This is a genomic window from Microbacterium sp. IEGM 1404, assembly GCF_030056775.1.
Classification (GTDB): Bacteria; Actinomycetota; Actinomycetes; order Actinomycetales; family Microbacteriaceae; genus Microbacterium.
In genome coordinates, this window is the sequence record NZ_JASHKP010000002.1 from 577,958 (window position 1) to 590,944 (window position 12,987).

Sequence of the window (12,987 nt, forward strand, 5' to 3'; positions counted from 1 at the left end):
ATTCCGGCCCTGTCAAGATTCACTGTCAAGATCGTTACCGTCGGCGCGGGAGCCGATGACCGAGGAGGTGCGGATGGTCAAGCGCGTCACGCTGACCGATGTCGCACGTCTCGCCGGGCTCTCCCCCTCCGCGGCATCCATGATCCTCAACGGTCGCCCCGACACCCGACTCTCCCGCGACGCCCACGACCGCGTCCTCGCCGCGGCCGCGGAACTCGGGTACCGCCCCAACGTCGCGGCGCGGGCTCTGCGCACGAGCACCTCGCACACGATCGGCTTCGTCTCCGACCTCGTCGCCACCACCCGCTTCGCCAGCGGCCTCATCAAGGGCGCACTCGGCGCCGCCGAGGCCGCCGGCCACGTCGTGCTCGTCGCCGAGACGGGCGGCGAGCCCGAACGCGAGGCCGAGGCCGTCTCGGCACTGCTGGACCGGCAGGTCGACGGGGTGATCTTCGCCTCGATGCGCGCGCGCGAGATCCTCGTCCCGCCGATCCCCTCGAGCGTGCGGGCGGTGATGCTGAACGCCACCAGCGAGACGCACGTCTGCAGCGTGCTGCCCGACGAGGAGACCGGCGGACAGCGGGCGATCGAACTGCTTCGGGATGCCGGCATCCGCGACGACATCCTGCTGCTCGGCTACGACGCCGACGCGGAGCGCGACCTGTTCCGCTCGGCGACCGTCGCCGCGCGGGTGCGCGGGATCTACGACACGATGGCGCGCGAGGGCATGAGGTTCTCCCGCGAGGAGTCGATCTGGCTCTGGGAGCCCGACCACGGCCACGACGTCACGGCGCGGGTGCTGGCATCCGGTCCGCCTCCGCGCGCGATCGTGTGCCTCAACGACCGTCTCGCGTTCGGCGCCTCGCAGGCTCTCGGCGAAGCGGGGCTCCGGGTGCCCGACGACGTGGCACTGGTCTCGTTCGACAACGACGAGCTGGCGGCGTACCTGCGCCCCGGCCTCACCACGATCGGCCTCCCGCACGAGGCGATGGGGCGGCGCGCGGTCGAGCTGCTCCTCACCCCCGACGGCCCTCCCCCCGGTGAGCACCTGGTGGAGATGCCCGTGGTGATCCGCGCGTCCCTCCCCTGACGCCGCGGTCCCCGGCGTCGCCGCGCCACGCCGCGCCGCCGCAAACGCCCAGTGTCCAAGACACGCCGTATGCGCTCTGCGCGCTGCGGCGTGTCTTGGACACTGAAGCGGGATGGATGCCGCGAGCTACACGCGCAGCCAGGCCGTCGCCTCGCCGGGGAGCGCCCCCGACTCGACGGGAGCGCTCGACAGCAGCACCTCGCCCGCGGGGAGCTCCACCGGCTCGGTGCCGAAGGTCGTCACCACGGTCCAGCCGTCGGGGCGGGCGAAGGCCACCACGTCGTCGCGGCCGAGGTCGAGCCACTCCAGCTCCTCGGCGGTCTGCAGGTCGTGCCGGAGGTCGAGCGCGCGGCGGTAGAGCGACAGCGTCGAGGCCGGATCGCCGTCCTGGCGGTCGACGGCGTAGGTCGTGAACCACTCCGGCTGCGGCAGGTGCGCCCCGCCCCCACCGAAACCGAACGCGGTGTCGGAGGCCGCCCAGGGCAGCGGGACGCGGCATCCGTCCCGCCCGATGTCGACGCCCGGGCTGCGGAAGAACGTCGGGTCCTGGCGGGCGGCGTCGGGGATCTCGGCGACCTCGTGCAGGCCGAGCTCCTCGCCCTGGTACAGGTACGCCGAGCCCGGCAGCCCCAGCACGAACAGCGCAGCGGCCCGGGCGCGGCGTTCTCCCCGCGCGGTGTCGAGCGCGGGCGAGGTGCCGCCGGAGAGCAGCCACTCGTTGCCGTGCTTGCGCGTCGGACGGCCGTCCTCGGTGCGCTCCGCGTCGGGCAGGCCGTAACGCGTGGCGTGGCGGACGACGTCGTGGTTCGACAGCACCCACGTCGTCGACGACCCCGACTCGGCGGCGAGGGCGAGGTTGTCGGCGACGATGCGACGGAACTGGCCCGCGTCGAAGTCGGCCTCGAGCAGGTCGAAGTTGAACGACTGCCCCAGGCTTTCGATGCTCGCGTACAGCGGCACGCGCGAGGGGTGCACCCACGCCTCGGCGACGGCGGTGCGGGGCGGGTCGTAGGAGTTGAACACCGCGCGCCACTCGGCGTACACCTCGTGCACGTCGTCGCGGTCGAGGAGGGGGTGGGTCCCGTCCTGCGGCATCGCGGCGAGCTCGGCGGCCGAGGGCAGCGGCTCGCTGAGGTCCTTGGTCAGCATGTGCGCGACGTCGATGCGGAACCCGTCGACGCCCCGGTCGCTCCAGAAGCGCAGGGTCTTCACGAAGTCGGCCCGCACCTCGGGGTTCGCCCAGTTGAGGTCGGGCTGCGACACGTCGAAGTTGTGGAAGTACCACTGACCGTCGGCGACGCGCTCCCACGCGGAGCCGCCGAACACCGACTGCCAGTCCGTCGGCGGCTCGGAGCCGTCGGGACCCGTGCCCTCGCGGAAGATGTAGCGGTCGCGCTCGGCGGAGCCGCGACCGGCGGCGAGCGCCTCCTGGAACCAGGCGTGGTCGTTGGACGTGTGGTTCGGCACGATGTCGACCACGACGCGGATGCCATGGGCGTGCAGCTGCGCGATGAGCTCGTCCATGTCAGCGAGGGTCCCCAGGCGCGGGTCGACGTCGCGGTAGTCGGCGACGTCGTACCCTCCGTCGGCGAGCGCCGAGGGGTAGAAGGGGCTGAGCCAGACGGCATCCACCCCCAGTTCGGCCAGGTACGGCACCCGCGAGGTGATGCCGGGGATGTCGCCGAGGCCGTCGCCGTTGCTGTCGGCGAAGCTGCGGGGATACACCTGATACACCACGGCCTGGCGCCACCAGTCGGGGGCGTCGGAGAGCTCGCGGGCGTGCACGGAGGGTGCGGCGGTGGTCACGGGAAGGTCCTTTCGGGGGTGGGGGTCGGTCAGCCCTTGACGGCGCCCTGCGTGACGCCCGCCATCACCCATCGCTGGGTGAAGAGGTAGGCGACGATCGCGGGAGCCATGGCCATGAGGTACGAGGCGAAGGCGACGTTGTAGTTGTTGCTGAACTGCGTCTGGAACAGGTTCTGGCGCACGGGCAGCGTCTGCAAGGCCGGATCGCTGATGATGAGCGAGGGCATCATGAAGTCGTTCCAGGCGTACAGGAACGCGAAGATGCCGACGGTCGCGCTCATCGGGGCGAGGAGCGGAAAGATGAGCCGCCAGAACGTCTGCCAGGTCGTCGCGCCGTCGATGCGCGCGCTCTCCTCGAGCTCGAGCGGGATGGAGCGCAGGAACGCGGTGAACAGCAGCACGCTGAAGCTCAGCTGGAACATCGTGGCGAGGATGATCACGCCGAACGGGTTGTCGAGCCCGAGGCGGCCGGTGAGCTGGATCTGCGGCAGAGCGACCACGGGGAACGGGATGAACATCGCCGCGAGCAGGTAGAAGAACGAGTACCGGAAGAGCTTCCGGTCCCAGTTGCGGGCGATCGCGTACGACGCGAAGGCCGCGAGGACGATGGTGGCGGCGACCGTCCCGGCCGTCACCAGGAACGAGATCGCCAGGCCCACGGGGAACTTCGTCAGCGTCCAGGCCTGCACGAACCCGTCGAAGCTGATCGGCGAAGGGAACGAGAAGGCGTTGCCGTCGACGACCTGCGCCCCGGTCTTCACCGCCATCGTGATCGAGACGTACAGGGGCAGGAGCACCGTGACGGCGCACAGGATCAGGACGGTGGTCGCCAACCAGTTGATGCGTTCGGTACCCACCCGCCGGATGCCGGTGCGTCGACGCGAGGGGACGGAGAGCTCTGCCTGCTCGAAGGCGAGCGCGGGCTGGTTCACGGCGGTCATGAGAGGGTGTTCCTTCCCCGGGTGAGCGAGAGCTGGAGCAGCGAGATGGCGACGGCGACGAGGAAGAAGAGGGCCGCGTTGGCCATCTGGTAGGCGTAGTCGCCGCCGTTGAAGCCGAGGATGATCGACATCGCCACGCTGCGGGTCGAGGTGCCGGGCCCGCCGTTGGTCAGACCCACGATGATGTCGTAGGCGTTGAGGAAGCCCTTGAAGCCGAGGATGACGTTGATGACGACGTAGCCGGCGACGAGCGGCAGGGTGATCCGCAGAAGCTGCTGCGTCTTGGTCGCGCCGTCCAGGCCCGCCGCTTCGTACACGTCGCCGGGCACCGACAGCAGCCCCGCGATGTAGATGAGCAGCGTGCCGGGGATGGCCTGCCAGGCGGTGACGATCACGATCGCGAGCCACGCGAGGTCGGGGTTCGCCAGCAACGACGTCTCCAGCCACGGGATGCCGAGGGCGGTTCCGGCCTGCGGGAGGGAGTTGCTGAAGAGGAAGTTGAAGACGTAGGCGATGATGATGCCCGAGATCACCATCGGGATGACGAAGACGGTGCGCAGCGCCTTCTTGAAGCGGATCTGCGCGGTGAGGCCGACCGCGAGCAGGAACGCCGCGATGTTGACGACGATGACCGTCGCCACCGAGAACCCGAAGGTGAACAGGTAGGCCTGCAGGATCGCCGGGTCGCTGAAGAGCGCGATGTAGTTCGTCAGCCCGACGAAGTTCCACTGCCCGATGCCGATCGAGTCGGTGAAGCTGAAGAAGATGCCGACGATGCCCGGCAGCGTGATCGCGAGGGTGAACAGCGCGAGGGTGGGCAGCAGGAACAGGTAGTAGATCGGTTCCACGCGGCGGGTGCTGCGGCGCGCGGCCGTCTTCCCGCCGGTGACGATCGTGGTGGTGGTGGTCATCGCGCGGCTCCTTCGGCGGCGGACTCGGTGGTCGAGGCGACGGGCTGGCGGAACGCCAGGCGCGACCAGTCCTGATCGAGGGTGCCGAGGGTCCCCTCGGTCGAGGCCCCGAGGATCATGGCCTGCGCGTAGCTGAAGACCGGGATGGTCTTGGGCACCAGCACCGACGCGCCCTGGTAGATGCGCCCCTCGTCGTAGTACGGGATCATCCCCGCTACACGCGGGTCGCTGGGGGCGGGAGCGTCCGTGGTGGGCGCGAACCCGAGCTGCGACTCGTTGTACGCCTCGATGATCTGCGGCTGGTACAGGTACTCGAGGAAGTCGCGTGCGGCATCCTGGTGCTTCGATCCCTCGGGGATCATGGCCGCGAGGTCCATGTTGACGCGCACCGCGAGGTCGTCCGGGTCGTTCGTCATCGGGAGCGGAAAGGTGCCGACCGCGAGATCGGGCGACGTCTTGGCGATCTCGCCGAGCGCCCACGGCCCCTGCAGGTACATCGCGGCCTGCCCCTGCGCGAAGGCGAGGTTTCCGTCGCCGTAGCCGCGGCTGGCGGCATCCGGGTTGGTGTAGGTCGAGGACAGCTCGGTCATGCGCTGCATGGGCTCGGCGAGGTCCTTCTGGAACGACACCGCGGAGTCGGGGCCGACGCCGTCGCCCTCGGCGGCGAGTCCGTCGAAGAAGTCGAGGACATTCATCGATCCGCCCACGGCGTAGTCGTACCAGCCCTGGCCGATGGTCCAGTCGTCCTTGAAGGTGCCGTAGAACGGCGTGACACCGTCGGCCTTCAGCGTTTCGGCGGTCTGGATCAGTTCGTCCCACGTCGTCGGGACCGAGAGCCCGAGCCGATCGAAGATCTCCTTGTTGTAGATCACCGACGATGCCATGACCGAGTAGGGCAGCGCGCTGGTGCGCCCGGCGCACGAGCCGTACTGGTCCATGAGGGGCTGCAGGTCGTCGCGAACAGTGGCGGCGGCGGCCGTGCCGGAAAGGTCGGTCAACGCGCACCGCTGCACGAACCGCGCGACCTCGTAGTTGTAGTTCGCGAGCATGATGTCGGGCGGATTGCCGCGGACGAAGCTCGCCGAGACGACGTCGACGCCCGAGGCGTCCATCTCGACGCGCACCTCGTCCTGCGACGCGTTGTAGTCGGAGACCACCTGGTTCATGAACGCGAGGGCCTCGCGTTTGCTGAAAGTGAAGCGGATCGTCTCGCGCCCGTCGGCGGAGCAGCCGGCGAGCATCGCCGCCGCCAGGCCCGTCACCGTCAGCGCCGCGACTGCTCGTCGCACCGTCGCCGTCTTCCTCGACACGTGTCCTCCTCGCATCCTTGCGATTTTGAATCGTAGATTAAATCTACTCGTCAAATCAATGTGTTGAGGGCAGTATTGCAGGAGACACGAAGGGGGTCAAGATCCGATGACGGATGCCACACCCTCGGTTCCCTCGCTCCGCCGCCACAGCCTCGACGCCGTGCTCGCCTACGCGTGGGACGCCGAGGCATTCACGGCGAGCGACGTCATGGCCGCGGTCGCGCTGACCCGGTCGACGACGATCGACGTGCTCGACGAGCTGGTCGCCCGCGGGCTGCTGATCGAGATGCCGAACGCCCGGGCCGTGGGCGAGTACTCCAAAGGACGACCGGCGCGCCGCTTCGCGCTCCGCGCCGACGCCGGACTCGTCGTCGGCGTGGATGCCGGCCGCGGACACGTCACGGCGACCGTCGCCGACCTCCGCGGGGCGCCCGTCGCGACCTCGCGCCTGTCGATCGACCCGGAACGGGATTCGCCCGAGCGCCGCTGCCGCGCGGCCGAGAAGGTCGTCGACGCCACCCTGACCCGGGCACGCGCCTCGCGCGACGATCTCGTCGCGATATGCCTCGGCGTGCCCGCCCCGGTCGATCGCGCGGGCCGCTCCCCCGCGCACCACGACGGCTTCTGGCAGCGCATGAACCCCGACTTCGTCGACACCTTCGCCTCGTGGGCGCCGGTCGTCCGGGTCGAGAACGACGCCTCGCTCGCCGCGGTCGCCGAGCACGCGCAGGGCGCCGCCGTCGGCTACGACGACTTCGTCGCCCTCCTCGCGGGAGAGCGGTTCGGTGCCGGGCTGTGGCTCGACGGGCGCCTCCTCCGCGGCGCACACGGCGGAGCCGGAGAGACGGTCGCCTTCGACCGGGTCGAGGGCGTCGGCAGCGCGTACGGCCTCGCGCCGCGGTGCGTCGACGCCGCGCGGGCGGCGATCGCCGCGGGCACCCTGCCCGCCGGCAGCGCGCTGGCCGATGTGCCGGACGACGACCTGGATGCCAAGACCGTGCTCGACCTCGCCGCCGCAGGCGACCCGGGAGCCCTGGCCGTCGCAGCCGAGGTCGGCGGCCAGCTCGCGATCGTGACGGGGCTCCTCGGCAGCCTGTTCGACGTCCGCCGGGTCGTGATCTCGGGCGCGATCGCCGCCGGCGCGGGCCCGATCATCGCCGCCGCGGCCCAGGCCCTCCCCGCCGCGCTGCACCTGCCGCCGCCCGAGATCGTCGCGTCCCCGCTCGGCGCGGACATCGTGTCGGTCGGCGCCGTCGCCGCGGCCCTCGAGTCCACGCGCTCCCGCGCGATCGACCTGGCCCCCTTCGCCCTCCCCGGCGAGCGCGCCCGGGCCTGAGCCCCGCGTCTCGAGCGTGAGTCGCCAGAATTCGTCGCTTCCGCGACGGCACAGGCGACAATTCTTGGCTACTCACGCAACCGGTGCGCGGGCGCAACCCGTGGCCGGGCGGAACACCGGCGGATAGCCTCGGGACATGCCCGACTGGCCCTCGCACGTCCTCTGGTGGCACCTCTACCCGCTCGGGTTCGTGGGCGCGCCGATCCGCGACGGCGTCGACCCCGACGCGGAACCGGTGCACCGCCTCGAGCGCACCGAGCCGTGGCTCGACCACGTCATCGAGCTCGGTCTGAACGGCCTGCTGCTGGGGCCGATCTTCGCGTCGGAGACCCACGGATACGACACGGTCGATCATTTCCGCGTCGATCCGCGGCTCGGCGACGACGCCGACCTCGACCGGCTGCTGGCAGCGTCCCGGGAGCGCGGCATCCGGGTCCTCCTCGACGGCGTGTTCAACCACGTCGGGCGGGGGCATCCGGCGTTCCAGGCCGTGCTCGCGGGCGGGGACGCCACGCTCTTCCGCGGCGCCCGGGTCGACGGGCGGTTCGAGCCCGAGGTCTTCGAGGGGCACGGTGCCCTCGTCGCCCTCGACCACTCCTCCGACGCGACCGCCGATCTCGTGGTCGACGTCATGTGCCACTGGCTCGCGCGCGGGATCGACGGGTGGCGACTGGATGCCGCCTACGCGGTGCCGCCGGAGTTCTGGGCGCGGGTGCTCCCCCGCGTGCGCGAGCGCTTCCCCGAGGCGTGGTTCCTCGGCGAGGTGATCCACGGTGACGCCCCCGCGATCGTGCACGCGTCGACGATGGACTCGCTGACGCAGTACGAGCTGTGGCAGGGCATCTGGCACGGCATCGCCGACGGCAACTTCTTCGAGCTGAGTCACGCGATCCAGCGCCACGACGAGCTGCTCGCGACCTTCGTGCCGCAGACCTTCGTCGGCAACCACGACGTCACCCGGATCGCCTCGGCGGTGGGGCCCGACCTCGTCCCGCATGCCCTCGCCGTGCTGTTCACGGTGGGCGGCACCCCGTCGGTCTACGCGGGCGACGAGTTCGGCTGGACCGCGGTGAAGGAGGAGCGCGAGGGCGGTGACGACGCGGTGCGGCCGGAGTTCCCGGCCACCCCGGCGGACGTGACCGACGTCGACGAGCGCATCCTCGACGCGCATCGCGCGCTCGTCGCCCTGCGCCGGCGGCATCCGTGGCTCTGGCGCGCCCGCACCGACGTCGTCGAGGTCACGAACGCCACCCTGGTGCTCCGCACCGCCGTGGATGCCGAAGCGGTCATCGTCGCGCTGAACATCGGCGACTCCCCCGCGTCGCTGCCCGCCGCCGACGCCCTGACCGTGGTCGCCGGCGAGGCGACGCTGCATGCTTCCCGCGCGGAGCTCCCGCCCCGCGGCTGGGCGGTCCTCGAGGCGTGAGTCGCCAGGATGTGTCGCCTGCCAACGGCAGGAAGCGACACATCCTGGCGACTCACGCGCTCCGGAAGCGGTGCTCGGGGCGACCCGTCGATCCGTAGCGGAGGCCGACTGAGACGAGACCCCGCTCGGCCAGAGCGGTGAGGTGGCGCTGCGCGGTCGCCCGGGACACGCCGATGCGCTCCGCGACCTCCGACGCCGACGCCTCGTCGTCGCCGAGGGCCGCGAGCACCGTCTGCTCGGTCGCCGAGCGGGCGAGCGAGACGCCGTCGCGCTCCCCCCGCATGACGGCGGCCGCGCGGTCGACGTCGTCCTGCGTCAGCGGCCGAGAGGACGCCAGCAGGTTCCGGTACCGCGCGTACCGGTCGAGGCGTTCGGCGAGGACGCGTGTGTCGAACGGCTTCACGAGGAACGCCAGCGCCCCGGCCGTGAACGCGCGCCGCACCGTCGCGGCATCCGTCGCCGCCGACAGCACGAAGGCGTCGAGGCCGACCGAGCGGACCAGTTCGATCCCGTCGCCGTCGGGCAGGTACACATCGGCGAGCAGCAGATCGGGGGCGTGCGCGGCGATCGCCGCCCGCGCCTCCCCGACCGTGCGCGCCGGTTCCAGGGCGGCGAAGCCGGGACGCGCGTCGACGGCGTCGCGGTGGAGGCCTGCCACCCGGAAGTCGTCGTCGACGACGAGCACGCGGATATCGGTCATCTCTCCTCCTCGGTGCCGACGTGCAGCACGCCGAGCAGTCGCGCGGCGACCACGGCACCGCGTCCCGCGCCTCCGGCATCCACGATCCAGACGTCTCCGCCGCGGCGCCGGGCGAACTCCCGCGACAACGGCAGCCCGACCCCGAGTCCGTGCACGGCGGCCGGATCGTCGGTGCGCTCGCGCGGGGCGAAGGCGGCGTCCACGTCGGCGATCCCGCCGCCGGTGTCGGCCACCGTGAGCACGACGTCGGCGCCGTCGCCCAGCACCGCGACCTCGACCTCGCGGGGCTCGCCCCCGGATGCCGCCGCGCTCACGGCGTTGTCGACCAGGTTGCCGAGCACGGCGACGACGTCCTCCACGTCGGCGACGGTCGAGGGGAGCCACGTGTCCTCCGACACCCGGAGCGTCACCCCGCGTTCGCGCGCCGACAGTCCCTTCGCCCCCAGGAACGAACCCAGCATCGCGTCGCCGACGAGGTCGAGCCCGGGCACAGCCCAGTCGACCGAGCCCCGATCGACGAGGTCGGCGAGGAATGCGCGCGCCTCCGCCGTCCGTCCGGCGTCGAGCAGCCCCACGGCGGCGTGCACGCGATTGGCGTTCTCGTGGCGCTGCACCCGCAGCGCGTCGCCGAGTGCACGAACGCTGTCCAGCCGGTCGGACAGCGCCAGGACGTCGGTGCGATCGCGCAGCACGGCGACGCGGCCGAGCGTCCGCATCCCGCGTCGGACCGGCCGGACGTCGACAAAGACGACGCGTTCGCCGATCGGCATCCCGTTCGGGGCTCCGGATCCGGCGAGCGCGGATGCCACGGCGACCGGCAGAGCGAGCTCCTCGAGGCGGCGCCCGACCACACCGGACACCCCGAGCAGCGTCTCGGCCGTCGTCGTGCACACGCGCACGACGCCGGTGTCGTCGATGGCGACGACGCCCTCGTCGGCGCTCTCCAGCACCGCCGTCTGCGTCTGGACGAGGGCGACGAGCTCTTCGGGCTGCAGGCCGAGCGTGAGGCGTTCGAGGCGTCGGCGCATGAGCAGGGCGACCGCGACCCCGAGCCCCACGGCCACGACCACCGCGACACCGATGCCGATCAGCAAGGCGGGCAGGTCGTCGAACACGCTCGCGCGCTCGAACCCGACGCTCACCTCGCCCACGGGGTCGCCTCCCCCGGGCGGATAGACGGGCACCTTGGCGCGCGCGGATTCCCCGAGCGTCCCCGTCTCCCAGGTCACGACCTCCCGCCCGGCGAGCGCGTCGGCGAAGCTCGTGCTGACCACTTCGCCGAGGCGGTCGGGATCGGGATGGGCGAGCCGGATGCCGTGGTCGTCGGTGATCACGACGAACAGCCCCTCCGTCCGCGCGGTGACGTCGGAGGCGTAGCGCTCGAGCGTCCCGCCGCGCAGGGACGCGGCATCCGGGGTTCCGGGGTCGGCCGAGTACTCGGCGACGAGTTCGCGCACCTCGGGCGCCTCGGCGACGGACCGGGCGATGTTGAGGGCGGAGGAGTCGGCTTCGGAGCGGAGCTGTTGGATGCCGAGCCACGCGAACACCGCGGTGCACACGGCCACGACGGCCACCATCGTGGCGATCTGCACGAGCAGGGTCCGGGTGGCGAATCGCATGGCACCTCCGTACGCCGTCGTGCGCGAAATGCGCAGAACACACGCTACGCGCACAACGCCGCTCAATGCGAGCAAGCGCGCGCCGCGGCACCGCGATCCGTAGCCTCGGCCCATTCCCCGGCGCACCGCGTGCCGGCATCCACGACGAAGGAGTCGCGATGACCCCCCACATCCTCACGGCCGAGACAGCCGACTACGCCGTGGCGTACACGCCCGCGGACGGCGTGCTCGTGGCTCTCGGCTTCCTCATGGTGCTGTCGTTCATGGCGCTGATCATGACGCGGCGACTCACCCCGATGGTGGCGCTGATCGTGGTGCCGACGATCTTCGGCCTGATCGCGGGCGCCGGGTTCGGCCTCGGCGACATGGTGATCGACGCGATCGGCAAGATGGCGCCGACCGCCGCGCTGCTGCTGTTCGCGATCATGTACTTCGGCATCATGATCGATGTCGGCCTGTTCGATCCGCTGATCCGCGTGATCACGCGCTTCCTCGGCGACGACCCCGCCAAGGTCGTGCTCGGCACGGCGATCCTCGCCGGCGCCGTCTCGCTCGACGGCGACGGCTCGACGACCTTCATCATCACCACCTCGGCGATGCTGCCGATCTACCTGCGTCTGGGCATGAGCCCGGTCGTCCTCACGTGCGTCGCGGGCCTGATGAACGGCACGCTCAACATCGTCCCGTGGGGTGGCCCGACGGTCCGCGCGGCCACCGCCCTCGGCCTGCAGCCCACCGACGTCTTCGTGCCGATGCTCCCCTCGCTGCTCGCCGGTCTCGTCGTCGCGCTCGCGTTCGCGTGGTTCCTGGGCCTCTCGGAGCGCAAGCGCCTCGCCGGCTCCGTCGACACCTCCAAGCTCGACACCCCCGGCGTCTTCGGCCGCCTGGGTGCTCCGAAGCTGTTCCGCGGCGCCGAGTCGAAGCCCGGCGCGCTCGCGTCGCTGCGCACCGGAAACATCGTCACCGTCCGCGGAGGACGCGGTGCCGTCGCCGCCCCCGAACTGGTCCAGGCGGCGGACACCGCGATGGCCGACACGATGCTCGACCCGAACCGCGCCACGCTCCGCCCGAAGCTCATCTGGTTCAACCTCGCGCTGACCGTGGCCGTGATGGTGCTGCTGGTGCTCGACCTGTTCCCGCTGGCGTTCGTGTTCATGGTCGGTGCGGCGCTCGCGCTCATCGTCAACTTCCCGAAGCTGCGCGGACAGGCCGACGAGATCGTCGCCCACGCCCCGAGCATCGTCGGTGTCGTCTCGATGGTGCTGGCAGCCGGCGTCCTGGTGGGCGTGCTCAACGGCACCGGGATGGTCACGGCGATGGCCGCCTGGATCACCCAGGTGATCCCGTCCTCGATGGGGCCGTTCCTCGCCGTCATCACGGGCGTGCTGTCGATCCCGTTCACGTTCTTCATGTCGAACGACGCGTTCTACTTCGGCATCCTGCCGGTCCTGGCCGAGAGCGCCGCGAACTACGGCATCACCCCGGTCGAGATGGCCCGCGCCTCGATCACGGGCCAGCCGGTCCACCTGCAGAGCCCGCTGGTCCCCGCGATCCTGCTGCTCGTCTCGCTCGCCGGCGTCAACCTCGGCGACCACCACAAGAAGGTGCTGTGGCGAGCGACGATCGTGTCGCTCGTGATGCTCGCCGTCGGCGTGCTGGTCGGGGCGGTCCCGCTCCTCGGCTGAGGCTCCCGCTCGACACGGGCCCCGGATGCCACGGCATCCGGGGCCCTTCCTCTGTCCCGAGCCGCGCCGGGCGAGGCCGTCTCCCGCCGCGCGTGTTCCATCCCACGCATAATCGCGATCCACGCGCAGAAACGCGTGCTCACCGGGTTTATGGTCGTGGATC

Annotated in this window: 10 protein-coding genes; 4 read left to right on the top strand and 6 right to left on the bottom strand. The window is 71.2% G+C overall.

Going from position 1 to position 12,987, the window contains the following annotated elements; translation table 11 throughout:
* Nucleotides 1–73: 73 nt before the first annotated feature.
* Nucleotides 74–1,090, top strand: a complete 1,017-nt coding sequence (locus QM517_RS08415) for a LacI family DNA-binding transcriptional regulator (protein WP_283286549.1) — start codon at nucleotides 74–76, stop codon at nucleotides 1,088–1,090.
* Nucleotides 1,091–1,216: 126 nt separating this feature from the next.
* Here QM517_RS08415 and QM517_RS08420 read toward each other — a convergent pair whose 3' ends face one another.
* From QM517_RS08420 to QM517_RS08435, 4 genes are read right to left on the bottom strand one after another with little or no spacing between them, the layout of a single operon-like run.
* Nucleotides 1,217–2,896 carry a glycoside hydrolase family 13 protein gene (locus tag QM517_RS08420; RefSeq protein WP_283286551.1) on the bottom strand — a complete coding sequence of 560 codons (1,680 nt, stop codon included), beginning with the start codon at nucleotides 2,894–2,896 and terminating at the stop codon, nucleotides 1,217–1,219.
* Nucleotides 2,897–2,925: 29 nt separating this feature from the next.
* Nucleotides 2,926–3,837, bottom strand: a complete 912-nt coding sequence (locus QM517_RS08425) for a carbohydrate ABC transporter permease (protein WP_283286552.1) — start codon at nucleotides 3,835–3,837, stop codon at nucleotides 2,926–2,928.
* A complete protein-coding gene (locus QM517_RS08430; RefSeq protein ID WP_077049647.1) occupies nucleotides 3,834–4,748 on the bottom strand; it encodes a carbohydrate ABC transporter permease in 915 nt (304 codons plus the stop codon). The genes QM517_RS08425 and QM517_RS08430 overlap by 4 nt, the downstream gene beginning before the upstream one ends.
* The gene (locus QM517_RS08435) at nucleotides 4,745–6,058 is read right to left on the bottom strand and encodes an ABC transporter substrate-binding protein (RefSeq protein ID WP_077049648.1); all 1,314 of its coding nucleotides are present in this window, start codon (nucleotides 6,056–6,058) and stop codon (nucleotides 4,745–4,747) included. Before QM517_RS08435 ends, QM517_RS08430 begins: the two co-directional genes overlap by 4 nt.
* A gap of 106 nt (nucleotides 6,059–6,164) precedes the next feature.
* Here QM517_RS08435 and QM517_RS08440 point away from each other — a divergent pair, with 106 nt between their 5' ends.
* The gene (locus QM517_RS08440) at nucleotides 6,165–7,394 is read left to right on the top strand and encodes an ROK family protein (RefSeq protein WP_283286557.1); all 1,230 of its coding nucleotides are present in this window, start codon (nucleotides 6,165–6,167) and stop codon (nucleotides 7,392–7,394) included.
* A 136-nt stretch (nucleotides 7,395–7,530) separates the two neighbouring features.
* A complete protein-coding gene (locus tag QM517_RS08445; RefSeq protein WP_283286559.1) occupies nucleotides 7,531–8,820 on the top strand; it encodes an alpha-amylase family glycosyl hydrolase in 1,290 nt (429 codons plus the stop codon).
* Nucleotides 8,821–8,872: 52 nt separating this feature from the next.
* Here QM517_RS08445 and QM517_RS08450 read toward each other — a convergent pair whose 3' ends face one another.
* Both QM517_RS08450 and QM517_RS08455 read right to left on the bottom strand, forming a co-directional pair.
* Nucleotides 8,873–9,520: a response regulator gene (locus QM517_RS08450; RefSeq protein WP_283286561.1), complete on the bottom strand. Its 648-nt coding sequence runs from the start codon at nucleotides 9,518–9,520 to the stop codon at nucleotides 8,873–8,875.
* Nucleotides 9,517–11,139, bottom strand: a complete 1,623-nt coding sequence (locus QM517_RS08455) for a sensor histidine kinase (RefSeq protein WP_283286562.1) — start codon at nucleotides 11,137–11,139, stop codon at nucleotides 9,517–9,519. The genes QM517_RS08450 and QM517_RS08455 overlap by 4 nt, the downstream gene beginning before the upstream one ends.
* Before the next feature lie 158 nt (nucleotides 11,140–11,297).
* Here QM517_RS08455 and QM517_RS08460 point away from each other — a divergent pair, with 158 nt between their 5' ends.
* Nucleotides 11,298–12,824: a CitMHS family transporter gene (locus QM517_RS08460; protein WP_077049652.1), complete on the top strand. Its 1,527-nt coding sequence runs from the start codon at nucleotides 11,298–11,300 to the stop codon at nucleotides 12,822–12,824.
* Nucleotides 12,825–12,987: the final 163 nt, after the last annotated feature.

Excerpts from the sequence above, each read along its gene's own strand:
- QM517_RS08415 (WP_283286549.1), top strand. The coding sequence starts at position 74 with ATGGTCAAGCGCGTCACGCTGACCGATGTCGCACGTCTCGCCGGGCTC.
- QM517_RS08425 (WP_283286552.1), bottom strand. The coding sequence starts at position 3,837 with ATGACCGCCGTGAACCAGCCCGCGCTCGCCTTCGAGCAGGCAGAGCTC.
- QM517_RS08430 (WP_077049647.1), bottom strand. The coding sequence starts at position 4,748 with ATGACCACCACCACCACGATCGTCACCGGCGGGAAGACGGCCGCGCGC.
- QM517_RS08440 (WP_283286557.1), top strand. The coding sequence starts at position 6,165 with ATGACGGATGCCACACCCTCGGTTCCCTCGCTCCGCCGCCACAGCCTC.
- QM517_RS08445 (WP_283286559.1), top strand. The coding sequence starts at position 7,531 with ATGCCCGACTGGCCCTCGCACGTCCTCTGGTGGCACCTCTACCCGCTC.
- QM517_RS08450 (WP_283286561.1), bottom strand. The coding sequence starts at position 9,520 with ATGACCGATATCCGCGTGCTCGTCGTCGACGACGACTTCCGGGTGGCA.
- QM517_RS08455 (WP_283286562.1), bottom strand. The coding sequence starts at position 11,139 with ATGCGATTCGCCACCCGGACCCTGCTCGTGCAGATCGCCACGATGGTG.
- QM517_RS08460 (WP_077049652.1), top strand. The coding sequence starts at position 11,298 with ATGACCCCCCACATCCTCACGGCCGAGACAGCCGACTACGCCGTGGCG.